General features: G+C 65.4%; 19 protein-coding genes. 5 read left to right on the top strand and 14 right to left on the bottom strand.

The window, feature by feature from the left end:
• Positions 1–5 precede the first annotated feature (5 nt).
• A complete protein-coding gene (locus AC5QPF_RS15080) occupies positions 6–1,196 on the top strand; it encodes an MFS transporter (RefSeq protein WP_494963985.1) in 1,191 nt (396 codons plus the stop codon).
• Here AC5QPF_RS15080 and AC5QPF_RS15075 read toward each other — a convergent pair.
• A complete protein-coding gene (locus AC5QPF_RS15075; protein WP_494963984.1) occupies positions 1,190–2,221 on the bottom strand; it encodes an alpha/beta hydrolase family protein in 1,032 nt (343 codons plus the stop codon). The genes AC5QPF_RS15080 and AC5QPF_RS15075 overlap by 7 nt on opposite strands.
• Before the next feature lie 97 nt (positions 2,222–2,318).
• Positions 2,319–2,930, bottom strand: coding sequence for an NAD(P)H-dependent oxidoreductase (locus tag AC5QPF_RS15070; RefSeq protein WP_494963983.1), 612 nt, complete (start codon positions 2,928–2,930; stop codon positions 2,319–2,321).
• Positions 2,931–3,051: 121 nt separating this feature from the next.
• Here AC5QPF_RS15070 and AC5QPF_RS15065 point away from each other — a divergent pair, with 121 nt between their 5' ends.
• Both AC5QPF_RS15065 and AC5QPF_RS15060 read left to right on the top strand, forming a co-directional pair.
• Positions 3,052–3,960 carry a LysR substrate-binding domain-containing protein gene (locus AC5QPF_RS15065; protein ID WP_494963982.1) on the top strand — a complete coding sequence of 303 codons (909 nt, stop codon included), beginning with the start codon at positions 3,052–3,054 and terminating at the stop codon, positions 3,958–3,960.
• Positions 3,953–4,315, top strand: a complete 363-nt coding sequence (locus tag AC5QPF_RS15060; protein WP_494963981.1) for an MmcQ/YjbR family DNA-binding protein — start codon at positions 3,953–3,955, stop codon at positions 4,313–4,315. The genes AC5QPF_RS15065 and AC5QPF_RS15060 overlap by 8 nt, the downstream gene beginning before the upstream one ends.
• A gap of 171 nt (positions 4,316–4,486) precedes the next feature.
• Here AC5QPF_RS15060 and AC5QPF_RS15055 read toward each other — a convergent pair whose 3' ends face one another.
• Positions 4,487–5,668, bottom strand: coding sequence for a porin (locus AC5QPF_RS15055; RefSeq protein WP_494963980.1), 1,182 nt, complete (start codon positions 5,666–5,668; stop codon positions 4,487–4,489).
• A 340-nt stretch (positions 5,669–6,008) separates the two neighbouring features.
• On the opposite strand from AC5QPF_RS15055, the gene AC5QPF_RS15050 reads away from it, so the two are divergent.
• Together AC5QPF_RS15050 and AC5QPF_RS15045 are read left to right on the top strand one after the other, a co-directional pair.
• Positions 6,009–7,094: a 3-hydroxyisobutyryl-CoA hydrolase gene (locus AC5QPF_RS15050; RefSeq protein ID WP_494963979.1), complete on the top strand. Its 1,086-nt coding sequence runs from the start codon at positions 6,009–6,011 to the stop codon at positions 7,092–7,094.
• Between the two features lie 16 nt (positions 7,095–7,110).
• Positions 7,111–8,262: an acyl-CoA dehydrogenase family protein gene (locus AC5QPF_RS15045; RefSeq protein ID WP_494963978.1), complete on the top strand. Its 1,152-nt coding sequence runs from the start codon at positions 7,111–7,113 to the stop codon at positions 8,260–8,262.
• A 159-nt stretch (positions 8,263–8,421) separates the two neighbouring features.
• On the opposite strand, the gene AC5QPF_RS15040 is transcribed toward AC5QPF_RS15045, so the two are convergent.
• The 11 genes from AC5QPF_RS15040 to AC5QPF_RS14990 form a co-directional block, all read right to left on the bottom strand.
• Positions 8,422–9,036, bottom strand: a complete 615-nt coding sequence (locus tag AC5QPF_RS15040; protein ID WP_494963977.1) for a hypothetical protein — start codon at positions 9,034–9,036, stop codon at positions 8,422–8,424.
• A 119-nt stretch (positions 9,037–9,155) separates the two neighbouring features.
• Positions 9,156–10,034 (bottom strand): SDR family oxidoreductase, encoded by an 879-nt coding sequence (locus AC5QPF_RS15035; RefSeq protein WP_494963976.1) that lies wholly within the window; start codon positions 10,032–10,034, stop codon positions 9,156–9,158.
• 16 nt (positions 10,035–10,050) lie between these two features.
• Positions 10,051–11,202, bottom strand: coding sequence for an acetyl-CoA C-acetyltransferase (locus AC5QPF_RS15030; RefSeq protein WP_494963975.1), 1,152 nt, complete (start codon positions 11,200–11,202; stop codon positions 10,051–10,053).
• Between the two features lie 3 nt (positions 11,203–11,205).
• The gene (locus tag AC5QPF_RS15025) at positions 11,206–12,264 is read right to left on the bottom strand and encodes an acyl-CoA dehydrogenase family protein (RefSeq protein ID WP_494963974.1); all 1,059 of its coding nucleotides are present in this window, start codon (positions 12,262–12,264) and stop codon (positions 11,206–11,208) included.
• 9 nt (positions 12,265–12,273) lie between these two features.
• A complete protein-coding gene (locus tag AC5QPF_RS15020) occupies positions 12,274–13,419 on the bottom strand; it encodes an acyl-CoA dehydrogenase family protein (RefSeq protein ID WP_494963973.1) in 1,146 nt (381 codons plus the stop codon).
• Between the two features lie 162 nt (positions 13,420–13,581).
• The gene (locus AC5QPF_RS15015) at positions 13,582–14,334 is read right to left on the bottom strand and encodes an enoyl-CoA hydratase family protein (RefSeq protein ID WP_494963972.1); all 753 of its coding nucleotides are present in this window, start codon (positions 14,332–14,334) and stop codon (positions 13,582–13,584) included.
• Entirely contained in the window at positions 14,331–15,434 is a 1,104-nt protein-coding gene (locus tag AC5QPF_RS15010) for a nitronate monooxygenase (RefSeq protein ID WP_494963971.1), read from the bottom strand. The genes AC5QPF_RS15015 and AC5QPF_RS15010 overlap by 4 nt, the downstream gene beginning before the upstream one ends.
• Entirely contained in the window at positions 15,431–16,342 is a 912-nt protein-coding gene (locus tag AC5QPF_RS15005) for an enoyl-CoA hydratase (RefSeq protein WP_494963970.1), read from the bottom strand. Before AC5QPF_RS15005 ends, AC5QPF_RS15010 begins: the two co-directional genes overlap by 4 nt.
• Before the next feature lie 17 nt (positions 16,343–16,359).
• Positions 16,360–17,157 (bottom strand): CoA-transferase subunit beta, encoded by a 798-nt coding sequence (locus tag AC5QPF_RS15000; RefSeq protein WP_494963969.1) that lies wholly within the window; start codon positions 17,155–17,157, stop codon positions 16,360–16,362.
• A 37-nt stretch (positions 17,158–17,194) separates the two neighbouring features.
• The gene (locus tag AC5QPF_RS14995) at positions 17,195–18,070 is read right to left on the bottom strand and encodes a CoA-transferase (protein ID WP_494963968.1); all 876 of its coding nucleotides are present in this window, start codon (positions 18,068–18,070) and stop codon (positions 17,195–17,197) included.
• Positions 18,071–18,074: 4 nt separating this feature from the next.
• A complete protein-coding gene (locus AC5QPF_RS14990; protein ID WP_494963967.1) occupies positions 18,075–18,971 on the bottom strand; it encodes a VOC family protein in 897 nt (298 codons plus the stop codon).
• Positions 18,972–18,985: the final 14 nt, after the last annotated feature.

The raw sequence follows: 18,985 nt of genomic DNA, 5'->3' as shown, positions 1-18,985 counted from the left end.
ACCCCATGTCTGCTGCACCCTCCGCTTCACCCTCGTCGCTCTCCGTCACCCTGCAGATCCTCTCGATCGTCTTTTATACCTTCATCGCCTTCATCTGCATCGGCTTGCCGATTGCGGTGCTGCCCAGCCATGTCCACGATGTGCTGGGCTACAGCGCCGTCGTGGCCGGTCTGGTGATCGGTATCCAGTACCTCTCGACCCTGCTCAGCCGGCCCATGGCCGGACGCTTGGCGGACAGCCTGGGGACACGCCGCAGCATCGCCTACGGCCTGTTCGGCATCGTCGGCGCCGGCGTGCTGACCTGGGGATCGGCACTGGTGATCGACGCACCACTGCTGAGCCTGGCCTTGTTGCTGGCCGGCCGGGTGTTGCTGGGCATCGCTCAGGGACTGATTGGCGTCGGTACCCTGAGCTGGGGCATTGGCCAGGTGGGCGCTGAACACACGGCGCGGGTGATCAGCTGGAACGGCATCGCGTCCTACGGCGCGATCGCCATCGGCGCGCCAATGGGGGTGATCCTGGCTGGCGAGACAGGCTTCTGGAGCATCGGCGTGGCCCTGACGCTGATGGCCGTCATCGCCCTTCTGGTGATCCGCACCCAGCCGTCGCTGCCGGTGGTACGCGGCGAACGTCTGCCGTTCTGGGCCGCCTTCGGCCGCGTCGCACCGTGCGGCCTGGCCCTGACCCTGGCCTCGATCGGCTACGGCACCCTGACCACCTTCGTCACCCTCTTCTACCTGGAGCGCGGCTGGACCGGCGCGGCCTGGTGCCTGACCGCCTTCGGCATCTGCTTCATCGTGTCGCGGCTGCTGTTCGTCAACGCAGTCAACCAGTGGGGCGGCTATCGCGTAGCCATCGCCTGCATGGCCGTGGAGACCCTGGGTTTAGCGCTCCTCTGGCTGGCACCGTCGCCGGTATTGGCGCTGGTCGGCGCCGGGCTGACCGGCTTCGGCCTGTCGCTGGTGTATCCGGCGCTGGGCGTGGAAGCGATCAAGCAGGTACCGCCAACCAGCCGCGGTGCCGGACTGGGGGCCTATGCGGTGTTCTTTGACCTGGCCTTGGCGATCGCAGGGCCGGTGATGGGCTTTGTCGCTGCTCATCTGGGCTACGCCTGGATCTTCTGCGTCGCCGCCCTGCTCTCCTTGCTGGGCGTCGGCCTTGTCCTGACGCTGCTGCGCCGCACCGCCACTCACTGATCAGCGGTGTGCAGACCGGCGCGACTGGAAACACCGAGGGCGCGGTTGAAGAAGCGCGTGGCCTCGGACTGCAGCGAGATATGGATACCGACCCGATCAACCCCATCGGGATCGTTGCACAACGCCGGCATACGCGCGCGCTGGTTGTCGTCGCAGGGCGACATGAACACGAAGTGCCCTGCCCCTTGCAGGCTGCGGTAGTTGGGGGTGACCGGCAGCTTGCGCGCCAGGGCCTCGGCATTCTTGTCCACGGCCAGCAACTGGTCGTGGTCGCCGCTGTAGATCAATGACGGTACTTGCACCTCGGCCAGCGCCTGGCGCCCGAAGCTCAGGCTCAATGGCGCCATCAGCAGCAAGGCGCGGATCCGCGGGTCGGGCTCGGGCAGCAGGTCATCGCGATCGGCTATCACTTCGCCATGCCGGGAACAGGCATCGGCGTCCAGCGGACGCTCCTCGCAGTAACGCCGCAGGCGCTGCAGGTCGGGACGTGCTCCAGAAAGAATCAGCGCGGTTTCCGCCCCGGCCGAGTAGCCGATCATGCCGACCTGGTCGCCACTGACATAAGGCGACAGCAGCGGATCATCGAGGGCGGCAGTAATTGCCGCGCTGATCTGCAAAGGACGCCCATAGAGGTTGCTGATGGTACCGAGACGGCTGTGATCCTTGTTGTTGTCGCCGGGATGCACCGCCGCGACCACCACGAAACCACGCCGCGCCAGGGCGCTGGCCAGGTCGTGCAGGGCCATTGGCGTGCCAGTGTTACCGTGGGAAAGCGCGAGCAAGGGGAAGCGCCCCATCACCACCGGCGCTTCGGCGGCGACGTACAGGCGGTAGCCATCGATACGACGGACATGGGGCTCGCCCGTGGACGGATAGAAGGCCAGCACCTGCATCGGCTGGCCATCCAGCGGATCGGGGATGCTCATGCGGTGCAGACCAACGTTCCAGTGCTGCGCCGGCTCAGCCTGCACCAGCAAGCTGCAACCCAACGCACACAGCACCAAGAACGTCCGTAGAACCTGCATTTTGTTTCACCCTGACACAAATGGCGTGACCCACCCTATGCCAAGCATAGAGCGGGCCAGATCGGCACGGATGAAAGCTGGATGAAACTGCTGACAGTTACGCCGCCGCGAACAGCTCGTTGGCGATCTGCGCCTGGGCCGCCTGCATGGCGTTGTTGCGTGGTTCTTCACCGTAGGCCAGGCCATGGGCGCGGACGAATTCGATGTCGGTGATACCGATGAAGCCAAGGAACACCTTGAGGAAGTCCTCGTGACCGACACCGGTCGGCTGGCCGACATGCAGGCCGCCGGCGGTGGAGACTACGATCACCTTCTTGTTGCCGCACAGGCCTTCAGGGCCGGCTTCGGTGTAGCGGAAGGTCTTGCCGGCAACGGCAACACGGTCGATCCAGGCCTTGAGCTGGCTGGCGATGCTGAAGTTGTACATCGGTGCACCGATCACCACGGCGTCGGCATCGAGGAACTCCTGCAGGGTTTGCGCGCTCAGTTTCGCTTCGTGGGCCAGAGCCGCATCGCGGGCCTCTTCCGGAGTGCCGGCGGCCAGCAGGGTCGCCGAGGAGAAGTGGCTGATGGCGTCGGCAGCGAGGTCACGGTAGACCACTTCGATCGAGGAATCGGCGGCCTGCCAGGCCTGGACCACTTGCTGGCTCAGTTGGCGCGAGGCCGAATTGTCGCCGAGGATGCTGGAGTCGATGTGAAGCAGTTTCATGGGTGCTCTCCTTGAATGAGGACCGCTGGTCGGCGATCACGATGGAGAGAATCCTAACGGCATAACCAATAGCTGATAAGATCGCAAAATTGCGTTAGTTCGTCCCACCCATGGAACAATCATGCAAGACCTCAATGACCTGTTCTACTTTGCCCGTGTCGTCGAAGCCGGCGGTTTCGCCGCCGCCGGGCGTCAGTTGGGCATCCCCAAGTCGCGTCTGTCGCGGCGTATCGCTGAGCTGGAAGAGCGGCTCGGCACCCGCCTGTTGCAGCGCACTACCCGGCAACTGAAGCTGACTGCGGTCGGCGAGCGCTACCTGCGGCATTGCCAGGCCATGCTGCTGGAGGCGGAAATGGCCGACGAAGTGGTGGCCAGCATGACCAGCGAGCCCCGCGGACGCCTGCGGGTCTCCAGTCCGGTAGGCCTGGCTCACGAGTTCCTGCCCGGGGTCATCACGCGCTTCCTGGAGCTGTACCCGCAGGTCCAGCTGGAGATGATCCTGGTCAATCGCCGGGTCGACCTGATCACCGAAGGTATCGATGTCGCCCTGCGCGTGCGTGATCTGGGCGACGAGGACCCGGCTCTGGTTACCCGTCGTCTCAACCGCGCGCAAATGCAACTGGTGGCCTCGCCGGCCTTCGCCCACCAGCATCCGATCCGACATCCGTCGGAACTGGCCGCCCTGCCGGCGCTGGGCGCGGTGGAAGCGGACCGCCTGGTGCACCTGCGCCTGTCCGATGCCAAAGGCCAGCGCGAGGACATTGCCGTGGAAGCGCGCCTGGGCATCGACGACTTCGTCGTGCGCAAGGCTGCCGTTCTCGCCGGTCTCGGCTTCACTGCCCTGCCCCTGCTGCACTGCGAGGCGGAACTGGCCAGCGGCGAACTGGTGCACCTGTTGCCGGACTGGTCGATGCCCAGCGGCTACCTGCAAGCGGTGTATCCACACCGGCGTGGCGTGCTACCAGCGGTACGGGCATGGATCGACCACCTGGTAGCGTCTTTCGAAGAATGTGGAGAGCGTTATGTCTGAGAAAAACCTCAGTGAAGAACAGGTCGCAGCCTTCTGCCTGGCGCTACCCGGCGCGCAGGAAGACTACAAGTGGGGTGGCGTGCGGGTGTTTTCCGTGGCCGGGAACAAGATGTTCGCGGTGATGGACCTGGCGGGTGCGGGCTTGTCGTTCAAGGTCGACAAGGATCTGTTCCTTGGCTACGTGGATATGCCGGGAGTGCAGCCGGCGCCGTATCTGGCGCGGGCGCACTGGGTCAGTGTAGCGCGACCGTATGCGTTGGGGCGGGAGGCGTTGGAGGATTTGCTGAAGCGGTCGCATCAGCTGGTGGTAGGGAAATTGCCGAAGCGGGTGCAGGTGGGGTTGCTGCTCGACTGAAGATCCTTGCTGTTTTGCAGGGCCTCATCGCCGGCAAGCCAGCTCCCACAAGGTAAGCGGTGCACTCGCCCCCTGTGGGCGATGAGGCCCGAAAGACCACCACAGGGCAGAAGGCCTCCCCGGCAGGATGCGCCTTGCCGGAAAAGCCCCCTGCCCCGCAGTGGGTGGGGTTCACCAGGTGAGGACGGCACCCAATGCCAGGGTGTCGGTATCTTCGTTCTGTGCGCTGCCTTCGTGGCCTTTGATCTCGAACTGGTTGTACTCGGCCACCAGCTTGAGGTTGTCGTTGATCGTGTGGAACAGCGCGATGCCACGGGTTTCGTAGTCGGCACCGGTATTCACCGCGCCATTGCCGTCATCCTTGGTCTTGCCGTAGGACAGCGCCAGGCGGTTCTTGCCGAAGGTGTACGAGCCCTGCATCAGATAACCCTTGCTGTCCACCTCGCGCAGGGTGGCTTCCCCGGCGTTGTTGGTGAAGAACGGGTTGATGCCCTTGGCGGTGAAGCCCGAGCCGGTCAGCGAGAAGGCGCCCATCTTGGCCTGCACGCCATAGCCCAGGCCCTTGGAGGTGACGCTGTCGACGTTGTGGTCGGTGTTGTCAGAAGTCTGGTAGCTGCCGTTGATCCAGCTGTAGATCTTCGCCCCGCCAAGGTCGAACTGGTAGGTGACCTCGCTCTCGGTGCGCGGGTTCTTCTGGTAGGCCTTGCCCATCGCGCTGCTGTCGTTGGTGTCCACCGGGTCGAGGATGCCCACGGCGACCCGCAAGCCGTCCATCACCGGGGTACGGTAGGTGATCTGCGAGGACGGGAACGGATACGGATAACCGCTGCCGATATTGCCGAACGACACGCCACCACCGTCCACCAGGCCAAGGGTGTCGCTGACCTGGCCATAACCGGCCAGCAGTTCGTCGAGAAGGATGTTGGAGCGAGCGAACAGGCCGAAGTCTTTACCGATCAGCACTTCACCCCACTCGGGATTGGCTACGGTGCCGTAGAACTGGCGGACGTCGATGGCGGTGTCGGTGCCGTTCTGCTCGCTGTCGTTGATGGTCACCCAGAACGACGCGCGGCCACCGAGCTTCAGGTCACCCATCTGCTTGGTCATGTTGAAGCCAAGGTAGTTGGGCAGAAAGCCCATCTTCACGCGGGACTGGCGGCGATCGTACTGGTCGCCGTCACGGTCGACGTCGCTGTTGACGTAGAAGGCGTTGATGTAGCCGTCGGTGGAAAAGGTCGTTTCATCCTTGTCGTACAGCATGATTTCCGCCTGGGCCAGCGGGACCAGCCCGACAGTGGCGAGGCCGGCCAACAACGGCAGGAAACGGGCATTGGCATTCTTATTCTTGTGCATGACGCTCTCCGCGAACGGTGGGGACGGTTGTCGGAGGCGATTATCGAAAGGCTGCGCGCCCTGCCCTACGCTGCCTTGGACCCAAGCTGGCGCTGCTTTGGCCGGGGCGCGGGGTGCGGCAGCCCTGGGAACTAATCCCCTGTGCCTGCGGGTCACAAGGCTAAAGTGTCAAAGGCACGACCGAAGGTCGGGGTTGCCCATGCAAAAATGCAGATTGCCACTGCGATTTTGCCGATTGAGTTCGGCAAATTTGCACTGATACGATCCGGGCGATCCTTGACCCTTAGTCCACACCGCGATAATTCACGTGGAAAATCAATAACAAAGCAGGGAGACAGCGATGACCGCGCAAGCTCAAGCACCAGCCACTTCCGAAGCGGACAGCGCTCAGGTACGGGCCGACGTCCGCAACCATATCGGCCACCTCACCCTCAACCGCCCCGCCGGGCTCAACGCCCTGACCCTGCAGATGGTCCGCGACCTGCGCGTGCAGCTCGAAGCCTGGGCCCTCGACCCGGACATCCGTGCCGTGGTCCTGCGCGGCGAAGGCCCGAAGGGCTTCTGCGCCGGTGGCGATATCCGCTCGCTGTATGACAGCTACAAAAGCGGTGCAACCCTGCACCGGGACTTCTTCGTCGAGGAATACGACCTCGACCTGTTCATCCACCACTACCGCAAGCCCATCGTCGCCCTGATGGACGGTTTCTGCCTCGGCGGCGGTATGGGCCTGGCCCAGGGCGCCGAGCTGCGGGTAGTCACCGAACGCAGTCGCCTCGCGATGCCGGAGGTGGGCATCGGCTACTTCCCGGATGTCGGCGGTAGCTACTTTCTGTCACGCATTCCGGGTGAACTGGGCATCTACCTCGGCGTCACCGGCGTCCAGATCCAGGCCGCCGACGCACTCTACTGCGGGCTCGCCGACTGGTATCTGGACAGCGACAAGCTGGCCACCCTGGACCACGACCTCGACCAGTTGAGCTGGGGTGAATACCCGCTCAAGGACCTGCAAGGCGCCCTCGCCCGCCTCGGCAGCCAGACCCTGGTCAACCCGCCCCTGGCCGACCTGCGTCCGGCCATCGACCATTTCTTTGCCCTGCCGGACATCGCCAGCATTGTCGAACAACTGCGCAGCGTGACCGTGGCCGAGAGTCATGAATGGGCACTGAAGACCGCCGACCTGATGGATACCCGCTCGCCATTGGCGATGGCGGTGACCCTGGAGCTGCTTCGTCGGGGCCGGCACCAGAGCCTGGAAGACTGCTTCAAGATGGAACTGCACCTGGACCGGCAGTGGTTCGAACACGGCGACCTGATCGAAGGCGTGCGTGCCCTGCTGATCGACAAGGACAAGCAGCCGCGCTGGAATCCCGCCCGCGTAGCCGACCTCGACCGCCCGCGCGTCGAGCAATTCTTCGAAGGCCTCTGAGGGCCGGAGCACGCACATGCAAGACCTGGAACTTTCTGAAGAACAGATCATGATTCGCGACATGGCCCGCGACTTCGCCCGTGGCGAGATCGCGCCTCATGCCAGGGCCTGGGAACAGGCCGGCTGGATCGACAGCGCCGTGGTGGCGAAGATGGGCGAACTGGGCCTGCTGGGCATGGTCGTCCCCGAGGACTGGGGCGGCAGCTATACCGACTACGTCGCCTATGCCCTGGCCGTAGAAGAGATCGCCGCCGGCGATGGTGCTACCGGCGCGCTGATGAGCATCCACAACTCGGTGGGCTGCGGCCCGCTGCTGGCCTACGGCACGCTCGAGCAGCAACAGGCCTGGCTGCCGCGCCTGGCCAGTGGCGAGGTGATTGGCTGCTTCTGCCTGACCGAGCCCCAGGCCGGTTCCGAAGCGCACAACCTGCGCACCCGCGCCGAACTCAAGGACGGCCATTGGGTGATCAATGGCGCCAAGCAGTTTGTCAGCAACGCCAGGCGCGCCGGGCTGGCCATCGTCTTCGCCGTGACCGACCCGGACGCTGGCAAGAAAGGCCTTTCGGCCTTCCTCGTACCCACCGACAATCCGGGCTTCGTGGTCGACCGCAGCGAGCACAAGATGGGCATCCGTGCCTCCGATACCTGTGCCGTGACCCTGAACAACTGCCGGATTCCTGAAGCGAACATGCTGGGCACCCGCGGCAAGGGCCTGGCGATCGCCCTCTCCAACCTCGAAGGCGGTCGCATCGGCATCGCCGCCCAGGCCCTGGGTATCGCCCGCGCGGCGTTCGAGGCGGCGCTGGTGTACTCCCGCGAGCGCATCCAGTTCGGCAAGCCGATCAACGAGCACCAGAGCATCGCCAACCTGCTGGCCGACATGCAGGTGCAGGTCAATGCCGCACGGCTGCTGATCCTGCATGCAGCGCGGCTGCGCACGGCGGGCAAACCGTGCCTGAGCGAGGCCTCGCAGGCCAAGCTGTTCGCCTCGGAAATGGCCGAGCGGGTGTGCTCGATGGCGATCCAGGTGCATGGCGGGTATGGCTACCTGGAGGATTACCCGGTGGAGAAGTACTACCGGGATGCGCGGATCACGCAGATCTACGAAGGGTCGAGCGAGATCCAGCGGATGTTGATCGCTCGCGAGCTGAAAAACTATCCGTTGTAGTTGTGGCTCAACGCCCACCTTGTGGAAGCGGGCCTTGCCCGCGATGGCGTCCGCGCCTACAACCTCATCGTGAATGCCGTCCTGATCGCTACTCCCACAGGTTCGCAACCGGCTTCAAGAGCGACGCGGCATCTGTGGGAGTTCATCCAGCCCTCGAGATCACCTGACCAGCGTCAGCGTTGCGTCTGCGCTAACCCCATCCGGCCCTGACACCCGGACATTGACCTTGTCGGCGTGAGGCATTGAACTGACCCTGATCATGACGCGATTCAGTTCCACACCGGGTACGCTTGGGATCAACTCGATCGTCTCGCTGATCTCGTCGAAAGGCAGTGGAAAATCGTTGGCATCGTAGAACTGACGCTGCACATGCGCCTCCACGAAGTCATTGCCCAGGGGAATGGTCAAGCGCTCAGGAATGACGGCCAGCGCCACCCGATCAGCCCGCAAGGTACGTGTGTCAAACAGCGTCAGAGTCGCGCGATCTTCGAACGAGTCCTGGCTGGCCACGATCTCGACCGTGACGGGCCAGGCGCCGCTGTACTGCTGGATGAAGGCCTTGTCGATGATCAGCGACGCAGACTGGTAGTACCTTTCCAGCCGTATCCCGGGAAAGTCTGCGCTTTGGCCGTTGACGGTGAAATCGAACCTGACGGCTTCGTCGCGAATCCGGGTACTGACGAGGATCGTTTTCTTATCGCCCTTCAGAGGGGCATATGCCTCGGTTTCGGAGAGTCCGAGACCGATTCGGGGTTGCTGGTTTTCTTTGCTCATGGTGTTGCACTCCTGCTGTGAGATAGCGTCTGTTCATGGCTCGATTCAAACAGCGGGAGGTAAATCCAACAACTGACAGAAATACCAGGTCGCCCCGATCCTTTGCAGAAGGGCGTTGCTTAACTGCCCCACACCTTCTGCGCCTGCGGCGCCTCGGCCAGGATGGCACTCACTGCCTCACCCACCTCCTCCACCCGCCACAGCGCCCCCTTGTCCCGGGTCACCCCGGTCCGCCAGCCATCCCCCAGCGAAATCCGACCGCCCTGGCTCTCGAATACCTGCCCGGTCACCTCCCAGGACAACTCGCTACCCAGCCACACCACCAACGGCGCGACATTCTCCGGCGCCCAGGCATCGAAACTGCCGTCTTCCGGGCGTTTGACCACATCGGGCATCGCGCTTTCTGTCATCGCCGTACGCGCCGCCGGGGCCAGGGCATTGGCGGTGACGCCATAGCGCGCCAGCTCCGCCGCCTGAACCAGGGTCAGCGCGGCGATGCCACCCTTGGCCGCCGAGTAGTTGGACTGGCCGATGGAACCCTGCAAGCCCGCACCGGAACTGGTGTTGATGATCCGCGCCGCCACCGGCGTGCCAGCCTTGGCCAGGTCGCGCCAGCGCCGGCCGAGGATATTCGCCAGGCAGTAATGCCCCTTGAGGTGCACGCGCATCACCAGGTCCCAATCCTCCTCGGACAGGCTGATGAACATGCGATCGCGCAGCACCCCGGCATTGTTGACCAGCACATGCACCTCGCCGAACACGGCCAGGGCGGCATCGACGATGCGCTGGGCGCTGTCGAGGGTGGTGATGTCGTCGCTGTTGGCGATGGCCCGGCCACCGCTGGCGACGATTTCCCCGGCGACATCCGCCGCCGCTTCAGCACGAATGTCGTTGATGACGACATTGGCACCCTCGGCCGCGAAGGCCAGGGCATAGGCGCGGCCGAGACCGCCGCCGGCGCCGGTGATGATCACCGTCCGGCCATTACAGATAGGCATTGCGTGACTCCTTGCTTCAAAGACGTTCGATGATCGTGACATTGGCCTGGCCGCCGCCTTCGCACATGGTCTGCAGGCCATAACGACCGCCGCTGCATTCCAGTTCGTTGAGCAGCGTGGTCATCAGCCGCGCGCCAGTGGCGCCCAGCGGGTGGCCGAGGGCGATGGCGCCGCCATTGACGTTGGTCTGCGCCGGGTCGTAGTCCAGTTCCCTGGCCCAGGCCATCACCACCGAGGCGAAGGCTTCGTTGATCTCGACCCGGTCAATGTCGTCCATGCGCATCCCGGCGCGCTGCAGGGCACGGCGGGTGGCGGCAATGGGCGCGGTGAGGTGCCAGATCGGGTCGTCGCCCATCACCGTCAGGTGATGGATACGTGCCCGCGGCGTCAGGTCGTAGCGCTTGAGCGCCGCTTCCGAGACCACCAGCAGCGCCGCCGAGGCATCACAGGTCTGGCTCGACACTGCGGCGGTGATCGACGGGAAACGCGGATCCACCGGCTGCAACTCGGCCATCTTCGCCAGACTGGTCTGGCGTGGCGTCTCGTCCTCGGCCAAGCCCTCGCAGGCGACGATCTCCCGGGCGAAACGCCCGCTTTCCTGCGCCGCCAGTGCACGCCGATGGCTTTCCAGGGCGAAGGTTTCCATCTGCTCGCGGCTGATCTGCCAGTGATCGGCGATGCGCTGCGCTGCGTAGAACTGGTCCACCGGCTGCTCGCCGAAGCGCTGACGCCACAGGCGGCTGCCGGAGAACGGATCGGGGAAGCCCAGCGGCTGCCCGGCCAGCATCGCCGAGGAAATCGGGATGCGGGTCATGGTCTGCACGCCACCGACGGCGACCACGTCCTGGGTCCCGCTCATCACCGCCTGGGCGGCGAAGTGCACGGCCTGCTGCGACGAGCCACACTGGCGGTCCACGGTGGTGCCCGGCACCGTCAGCGGCAGGCCGGCAGCCAGCCAACTGGTGCGGGCGATGTCACCGGCCTGGGCGCCGATGGTGTCGACGCAGCCGAAAATCACGTCGTCGTAGTCTTCCGGCGGAATCGCGTTGCGTTGCACCAGGGCCTTGAGCACCTGGGCGCCGAGGTCGATGGCATGCACCTCGGACAAGGCACCCTTGCGCTTGCCGGTAGGGCTGCGCAGGGCGTCGACGATATAAGCCTCTGGCATGGATCAGTCCTCGAAGGTATGGCCCGGCCCCAGCCGGGCGCCATCGGCGAACAGGTAGGCGCCGACACGGGATTTGTGGAAACCGCGATCACCCCAGGCCGCATCCAGGGCCCAGGCACGTTTCATGAACATCTGCAGGTCGACCTCCCAGGTGTACCCCATCGCGCCATGCACCTGGATGCCCTTGCGCGCGGCGATCCAGCTGGCTTCGCAGCAGGCCAGGCGCGCCTGCGAGACCCACAGCGACGCCGAGAGATCACCCCGGGCCAGGCCGTGGGCAGCGCGGTAAAGCACAGGCTTGGCCTGTTCGATATACCGGGCGACATCGGCCAGGTGATGCTTGACCGCCTGGAAGCTGCCGATCGGTTTGCCGAACTGCTTGCGCTGGGCCACGTAGTCCACCGACAGGTCGAGCATGCGCTGGGCCAAACCCAGTAACTGCCCGGCCACCGACAGGGCTCCGCGGTCCAACAACTGCGTCTGCAACGCCCGGCCCTGCTCGCCACCGGCCAGCAAGGTCGCCGCCGTGGGATTCCAGCTCACCTGCCCCAGGCGCCGCGAAGCATCGATGCTCGCCTGGCTTTGCACTTCCACCGCCGCCCGTGGCAGCAAGTGCACCTGGTCGCCATGGCAGAGGAGCAGCACCTCGGCCAGATGCGCGTCGCTGACCAACGGATTGACCGGATGACCGATGGCCAGGCGCAGGCTGCCCTCGGCAATGCGTGGCAGCAGGCGGCTGCGCGCGGGATGCCCGGGGGCCAGCCCGGCGAGCAGGCCGACGGCGACATAGGCGGTATCGGCCAGGGAATCGGGAATCGCGTAATAGCCCAGCTCCTGGGTCATCAAGGCCCAGGCAATGTCGTCCATGCCCAGGCCGCCGTCTTCCTCCGGGATCGACAGAGCAGTGAGGCCCTGGGCGGCGATCTTGTTGCGCAGGTCCGGCGAGCGGCCGGCGTCGGTTTCCCAGATCTCGCGGAGCATCTCCGGCGCGGCCTCGGTCATCAGGAAACGGCTGATGGCCTCGCGGAAGGCGAGCTGGTCATCGTTGAAAGTGAAGTCCATGGCCTCTCCTTACTTCGGCAGGCCGAGCATGCGCTCGGCGATGATGTTGCGCTGGATCTCGTTGGTGCCGGCGTAGATCGGCCCGGACTGGGCGAACAGGAAGCCCTCCAGCCAGCCGCCTTGCGTATCGCGCAGCTCGCCACGGGCGCCCAGCAGGCGCATGGCGGTCTCGTGCATCTTCAGGTCGAGCTCGGACCAGATGATCTTGTTGACGCTCGACTCGGCGCCGATCTGCTCGCCCCGGCCAAGACGGCCGACGGTGTGGTAGGCGGACAGCGCGTAGGCCTCCGCGCCCATCCAGCACTCCATGACCGCATCGCGCAGGCTCGGGTCGCGCTCGGCGGTCTCAGGCTCGGCCTTGAACAGTTCGACCAACTTGCGCGCGGTGTGCTGGAAGCGTGCCGGCGAGCGCAGCAGCAGGCCGCGTTCGAAGCCGGCGGTGGCCATCGCCACGTGCCAGCCCTGCCCTTCGGCACCGATCAGGTTGCCCACCGGTACCCGCACGTCGTCGAAGAACACTTCGGCGAAGGCGTCCTTGCCGTTGAGCGCCTTGATCGGTCGGATGTTCACGCCTGGCGCGTCGAGCGGCACCATCAGGAATGACAGGCCATGATGGCGAGTGGAACCGGGTTCGCTGCGGAACAGGCCGAACAACCAGTCGGCGAAGATGGCCCGGGTCGACCAGGTTTTCTGGCCATTGATCACGTAGTGATCGCCATCGCGCACCGCCTTGCTGGTGATCGCGGCCATGTCCGATCCGGCATTGGGCTCGGACCAGCCTTGCGCCCACATGTCGACGCTGGCGGCCATGCGCGGCAGGAAGTGTTTTTTCTGCTCATCGGTACCGAACTCCATCAGGGTCGGGCCGAGCAGCAACTGGCCGTTCTGATTGACCCGCATGGGTGCGCCGGCGCCGTAGTATTCCTCTTCGAAGATCAGCCATTCGATCAGGTCGCAGCCGCGCCCGCCCAGCTCGGCAGGCCACATGACCATGGACCAGCGGCTGTCGAAGAGCTTCGCCTCCCAGGCGCGGTGCTGTTCGAAGCCTTCGCGGGTGTCGTAGCTGGCCAGCGGCTCGGGCGGCAGATTGTCGGCCAGCCAGGCCCGGACTTCGGCGCGGAAGGCTTGTTGCTTGGGGGTATAGGTCAGTTGCATGGCGCCCTCTTGGACCAAAACTTGACTAACAGATGGTTCGACGCGATCCCCTGTGCACCGCGGACCCTGTGGGAGCGGGTTTACCCGCGATGACATCGGTGAATTCACCCTCGCAATCGCGGGTGAACCCGCTCCCACAGGGTTCGCGGTGCACTCTGGGAATCAGAACTTCGCTTCGCGTTTCTCGACGAAGGCCCGCCGGGTTTCCGCCGAGTCCGGGCTGGTGTACGCCTGCAGGGTGAAGCCCTGCTCCCAGCGGTACTTGTCTTCCAGGTTGCCGTCCTCGATGCCGTTGAGTGCCTCCTTGGCAATGCGGATCATCCCCGGGCTCTTCGCCGCGATGCGCGCAGCGATGTCCAGGGCGGTCTCGCGCAGTTGCTCCTTGCTCACCAGGCGCTCGATGAAGCCGTATTGCATGGCTTCCCGGGCCCCGATCTTTTCCCCGGTGAAGAACAGGTAGCGAACCTTCTGCACCGGAAACAGGCGCTGCAGGTGTGCACCGCCGCCCATGGCGCCACGGTCCACCTCCGGCAAGGCGAAGGTGGCGCACTCGGCAGCGACGACGATATCCGCCGCCCCGGTGATGCCGATGCCACCACCGAGCACGAAACCGTGCACAGCGACGATCACCGGCACCGGGCAACGGTGCACCGCCTTGAAGGTGTTGTAGTTGCCGGCATTGACCTCGACGATGCGCTCGGGATGGGCGTCCAGCTCCTTGATATCGACGCCGGCGCAGAAGCCGCGGCCTTCGGCACGGATGACGATGACGCGGACCTCGGGATTGGCGCCGAGGCTGTCGATCTCCCGGGCCAGGGCCTGCCATTCCTGGCTGTCGAGGGCGTTGACCGGGGGTTTGGCGATCACCAGTTCGGCGATCCCCTGCTCGAGTTGCGTGCTGAATGCCTGGTTCACAGGGCTTCTCCAAGAGGAACGGAATAAGGGACGCCACGGCGCGCGGCCAGAGCGTCAAGGCACTGTTCGGCCTCGCGGGCAATGCCTTCGATCACCTGCTGGCAACTGAGCAGTTCGCCGATGGCCGCGGCCACCTGGCCGCTGGGCAGGATGCCTTCGTCGGGCAGCCCGTCGACCATGGAGCGCTGCAGCAGCACCGGCTGGTTGGCCGCCATGACCACCTGGGACAAGGCCGCCGGGTCCTCCCGCAGCGAGCGCAGGAACACCCCGGCCATATGCCCCAGGCTCATGCCGGTATGCTGTTTCCACTGCCAGGCACTGCCCAGGGCGATACGCAGGCGCCCGAATGGGCCGGCCTTCTCCAGGCGGTTGATGAAGGGGTTCTCGATCATGCGGTGGCGCATGCCGTCCACCGCGGTGGTGACCCGCACCTGTTGCGGGTCGTTGACTTTCAGGTAGCGCTCCAGGGTTGCGGCGGGCGTGGGCGATTCCCGGGTCATCAGGAAACGGGTGCCCATGGCAATGCCCGCCGCCCCGGCAGCCAGGGCCGAAGCGAGGCCACGGCCGTTGGCGAAGCCGCCGGCGGCGATCACCGGCACTTTCACGGCATCGAGCACCTGGGGCAGCAGGATCGAGCTGGGCACGCCACCGGTATGCCCGCCACCCTCGCCGCCCTGGATGGTGATCAGGTCGGCGCCCAGTTCCTGGGCCTTGATCGCGTGCTTGAGCGCACCCACCGTGGGAATGCACAGCACCCTGGCGGCCTTGAAGCGGGCGATGGTCGCCTTGTCCGGCCCGCGGCCGTAGCTCACCGCACGCAGCCGATAGGCAATGGCCAGCTCGACGCACTGCGCGGCGTTGTCCTGGAACATATGGAAGTTGAGGCCGAAGTCGCTGCCGCCGGTGGCATCGATCACCTTGCGGATCTCGCCTTCCAGCGCATGAGCGGCGATGGTCGCCCCGGCGAGGAAGCCAAAGCCCCCGGCATGGGTGGTGGCGATCACCAGGTTGGCATCGGCGACCCAGCCCATGGCGGTCTGCACGATCGGGTACCGGCAGCCCAGGGCGTCGGTCAATGGCGTGTTCAACCAGCCGCTCATGCGCCCTCGCCTCCCGCCGCCTGCTTGTTGGCCCGCACCATGCCCTTGGCATCGAAGCCACCGAGCTTGTCGCCGGACAGCAGTTCGTTGTGCGCATGGGCGAAGTGATGCCAGGCAAAGGCCGCGTCCATGGCACTGCGCTTGCCCTGCAGGTCCTCGACATGATTGATCGCCTGCTTGGTCAAAGCCAGGCCCATGCGTGGCTGACAGGAGATGCTAGCGGCCATGGCATAGGTGGCGTCTTCCAGTTCATCACGCGGCACCACGCGATTGAGCATGCCCATCTGGTAGGCACGCGCGGCGCTCATGCGCTCGCCGCAAAAGAGAAACTCCTTGGCGATACGCGGGTTGAGCTCGTAGGGATGGGCAAAATACTCCACCCCTGGAATGCCCATGCGTACCACCGGGTCCTGAAAGAACGCGTCGTCGCTGGCAACGATCAGATCACAGACCCAGGCCAGCATCAGCCCGCCGGCCACGCAGGCGCCCTGGACCATGGCGATGGTCGGCTTGGGCAACTCGCGCCAGCGCCGGCACATGCCCAGGTAGACCTCCTGTTCGCGTGCATACAGCTGCTCGCCGCCGGGCTTGTTGGTGTGGTCCCACCACAGGTGGGCACGCTCGAAAGGCTTGTCGATATCGCGACCCGGCGTGCCAATATCGTGGCCCGCCGAGAAATGCCGGCCGGCGCCGCGCAGGACGATGACCTTGACCCCATCGTCATCCACCGCCCGGCGCAGGGCGGCATCGAGGGCGTAGGTCATCTGCGAGTTCTGCGCGTTGTTGAAGTTGGGCCGGTTCAGGGTGACGCTGGCGATGCCCTCGGCGACGCTGTAGAGCACCGGCGTGTCGGTCTCGTAGGCCGACCTGTCCTCGCGGACGACGAATTCGCTGTCGCTGTTGTGCATGGTCGCGGTCCTTGTCTTCAGGCGGCACGAATGCCGGGCGGATTGCCCTTCAGGGCGCTGGCGCGCAGGCCGTGAGGGTCCAGGCGGCGGATGATGTCCAGTTGCTCGGCGGTCGGATGCCCGGTTTCAGCCAACTCCGGGGCCTTGAGCAGCGGGAAGCCGGTGTTGTCCTGGACCTGTTCGAAACTCACCCCCGGGTGCAGGCTGCGCACGCGCGGGGCGCGGTCCGGGCCGTCGAAGTCCATGACGCAGAGGTCGCTGACAATCCGGCGAATATCCATCAGGTCGCGGCGCGCCCCTTCCGGCCAGCGCTCGGCCTTGAAGCCGACGCCGGAGACCATGTCCACCTCGCCGCTGACGAACACCCGGGTGTTATGGCTGGGCACGAAGAACGAGTTGAGGTGGTTGATGCTGTTGCCCGGCAGGCCACGCACGCCAAGGATCGCGGTTTTCGGCTTGTGGTAGTCGCCGACGCAGGACAGGTTGGTCTGGCCCCAGCGGTCGATCTGGGTCGGGCCGATCATGGCGTGGCGCCGCCCGCCCCAGACGCATTCGAAGACCCGTTCGAAGGACAGGTAGCCGGCGTAGCGCGGCTCGAAGTCGCCGCGCGGGCCCAGGGGCACCGGTTCTTCGACCAGGAAGGCTTCGCTGTCGGTCATCAGCAGTTCCGGGCTGTGGGTCAGCTTGGCCAGGCTGGCGCCCAGGCGCGGGATGACGCCGAGGCCCGAGGCGATGACCTCGCCATTGCCGCGCCAGGCCTCGGAGGCGGCGACGATCAGCAGTTCGGCGAGGGTGAAATCACAGGTGGCGGACATTCTTGGTTCCTCATGAATCACAGGGTTCGCGTCGCTCTCAGAAAACGGGCAAGGGCAGTGAAGCCATTCGTGCAGGGCCGCCGTTCTGCTCCTGGTAGACCGATTCGCCACCGGTTACATAGGTTTCGACGTACCGCTGCCAGCCCTCCTCCTCGCCAGCACTGGCGACATACCGCTTCAGATGCTCCAGATCCCAGCCGTAGTCGCTCGGGCACGAAGTCGGATGCGCCCCCAGCGGCGCATGCACCACACCGGTCACCAGGTAGCGCTCGAAGGTGTTGAACCTTGCCTGCTCCGCAGTCAGGGCCAGGCGCTCCTCGATTTCCTCGCAGGACACGAAGCATTCCTGCGCCGCCCGGGCAAACAGGTGGTCGAAGTACGGATCGGGACCGGTGACCAGGCAATTGCCCAGGCGGTCGGCGACATTCACGTGGAGGAAGGCCACGTCAAGGTTCAGCGCCGGCATGGCCAGCAGCACCTCGCCGTCGTCATAGGGCGAACGGACCTCCTTGATCCCGGGATTGAGCCGCGCCACATCGGTGGCCAGACCGCAGCGGGTCGGCAGGAACGGCAGGCGCATGCCGGCGGCGCGCAGGCCCCACTGGAACATGCCTTCGTCCAGCTCCATCAGTTCCAGCTCGCCGGCCTCGCGGGCCTTGCGGTAATAGGGTTCGAGCGGGATCGCATCGAGGGTGGCGAAACCGAACACCAGCTTGCGCACCTTGCCGGCGGCGCAGAGCATGCCGACTTCCGGGCCGCCATAGGCAACCACCGTCAGGTCCTTGACCTGCGAGCGAAGGATCTCGCGGACGATCGCCATCGGCTTGCGCCGCGGCCCCCAGCCACCGAAGCCGATGGTCATGCCGTCGCGCAGCCGTGCCACCGCCGCGGCGGCCGTCAGTTGTTTATTCATCGATTCAGGCTCCTTGCTGGCCGACGGAAAAGTCGTGGCCCCAGATACTCACGCGGGTGAACTCGAAGGCCGAGTGCTCGGCCCAGTCCACCTGCAGGCCGCCGTAGCCGTACTCCAGGTCGAAGCCGGACGGGGTTTGCATGTAGAAGCTGGTCATGCGGTCGTTGAGGTGCTGGCCGAGGGTGGCGGAGAGCTTCACGCCGTTGGCCTGGTGGCGGTCGTGGGCGCGGCCGACCTCGGTCATCGAGTCGACCTCGACCATTACGTGCACGCAGCCGGACGGCACCGGGTACTCGGCCAGGGCCAGGCTGTGGTGGCGGGCATTGGCGCAGTGCAGGAAGTGGATGCGCACCGGCGGTGCCGACGGATCCGGGCGGAAATTGAAGATGTCCGACAGGCCGAAGCCGAGCACATCGCGGGCGAAACTCAGCGTCGCGTCGAAGTTCGGCGCTGGCAGCACCGTGTGGCCCAGGCCCATGTCGCCAGTGATAAAGCGCGGCACGCCCTGGGGCGAAATGAACGGCTGACAGTCCGAGCGATGGCCCCAGCTCAGCTCATGACGGTTGCCGGAGGGGTCGGTAACGATCGCCAGCGCCTGGACGCCGCGCTGCTCGATTTCCCGGGCGCTGCCGGGCTGCCACTCGACGCTCTGCCCGTCCAGATGCTTCAGGGCCGCGTTGAACGCCTGCTCCGAGGCCAGTTCCCAACCAGACGCCAGGTAACGCGGCGCATCGCCCTCGACCACCAGCACGCGGAACGGCCGCTCGTCCATCTTCACGTACAGCCCGCCGTGTGGTGCTGGCAGGGTCTGCATACCCAGCACGTCCTCGGCGTAACGCTGCCACTGGCCGAGGTTTTCGCACTGCGCGACGAAATAGCTCAACCCACGAATCTCGATCATGCCCTTGGTCCTCG

This window comes from Pseudomonas sp. Con_6 (genome assembly GCF_059379395.1).
The sequence above is the reverse complement of the archived record's forward strand: the minus strand, read 5'-3'. Positions and strand labels throughout refer to the sequence as shown.

Excerpts from the sequence above, each read along its gene's own strand:
- AC5QPF_RS15080 (WP_494963985.1), top strand. The coding sequence starts at position 6 with ATGTCTGCTGCACCCTCCGCTTCACCCTCGTCGCTCTCCGTCACCCTG.
- AC5QPF_RS15075 (WP_494963984.1), bottom strand. The coding sequence starts at position 2,221 with ATGCAGGTTCTACGGACGTTCTTGGTGCTGTGTGCGTTGGGTTGCAGC.
- AC5QPF_RS15070 (WP_494963983.1), bottom strand. The coding sequence starts at position 2,930 with ATGAAACTGCTTCACATCGACTCCAGCATCCTCGGCGACAATTCGGCC.
- AC5QPF_RS15065 (WP_494963982.1), top strand. The coding sequence starts at position 3,052 with ATGCAAGACCTCAATGACCTGTTCTACTTTGCCCGTGTCGTCGAAGCC.
- AC5QPF_RS15060 (WP_494963981.1), top strand. The coding sequence starts at position 3,953 with ATGTCTGAGAAAAACCTCAGTGAAGAACAGGTCGCAGCCTTCTGCCTG.
- AC5QPF_RS15055 (WP_494963980.1), bottom strand. The coding sequence starts at position 5,668 with ATGCACAAGAATAAGAATGCCAATGCCCGTTTCCTGCCGTTGTTGGCC.
- AC5QPF_RS15050 (WP_494963979.1), top strand. The coding sequence starts at position 6,009 with ATGACCGCGCAAGCTCAAGCACCAGCCACTTCCGAAGCGGACAGCGCT.
- AC5QPF_RS15045 (WP_494963978.1), top strand. The coding sequence starts at position 7,111 with ATGCAAGACCTGGAACTTTCTGAAGAACAGATCATGATTCGCGACATG.
- AC5QPF_RS15040 (WP_494963977.1), bottom strand. The coding sequence starts at position 9,036 with ATGAGCAAAGAAAACCAGCAACCCCGAATCGGTCTCGGACTCTCCGAA.
- AC5QPF_RS15035 (WP_494963976.1), bottom strand. The coding sequence starts at position 10,034 with ATGCCTATCTGTAATGGCCGGACGGTGATCATCACCGGCGCCGGCGGC.
- AC5QPF_RS15030 (WP_494963975.1), bottom strand. The coding sequence starts at position 11,202 with ATGCCAGAGGCTTATATCGTCGACGCCCTGCGCAGCCCTACCGGCAAG.
- AC5QPF_RS15025 (WP_494963974.1), bottom strand. The coding sequence starts at position 12,264 with ATGGACTTCACTTTCAACGATGACCAGCTCGCCTTCCGCGAGGCCATC.
- AC5QPF_RS15020 (WP_494963973.1), bottom strand. The coding sequence starts at position 13,419 with ATGCAACTGACCTATACCCCCAAGCAACAAGCCTTCCGCGCCGAAGTC.
- AC5QPF_RS15010 (WP_494963971.1), bottom strand. The coding sequence starts at position 15,434 with ATGAGCGGCTGGTTGAACACGCCATTGACCGACGCCCTGGGCTGCCGG.
- AC5QPF_RS15005 (WP_494963970.1), bottom strand. The coding sequence starts at position 16,342 with ATGCACAACAGCGACAGCGAATTCGTCGTCCGCGAGGACAGGTCGGCC.
- AC5QPF_RS15000 (WP_494963969.1), bottom strand. The coding sequence starts at position 17,157 with ATGTCCGCCACCTGTGATTTCACCCTCGCCGAACTGCTGATCGTCGCC.
- AC5QPF_RS14995 (WP_494963968.1), bottom strand. The coding sequence starts at position 18,070 with ATGAATAAACAACTGACGGCCGCCGCGGCGGTGGCACGGCTGCGCGAC.
- AC5QPF_RS14990 (WP_494963967.1), bottom strand. The coding sequence starts at position 18,971 with ATGATCGAGATTCGTGGGTTGAGCTATTTCGTCGCGCAGTGCGAAAAC.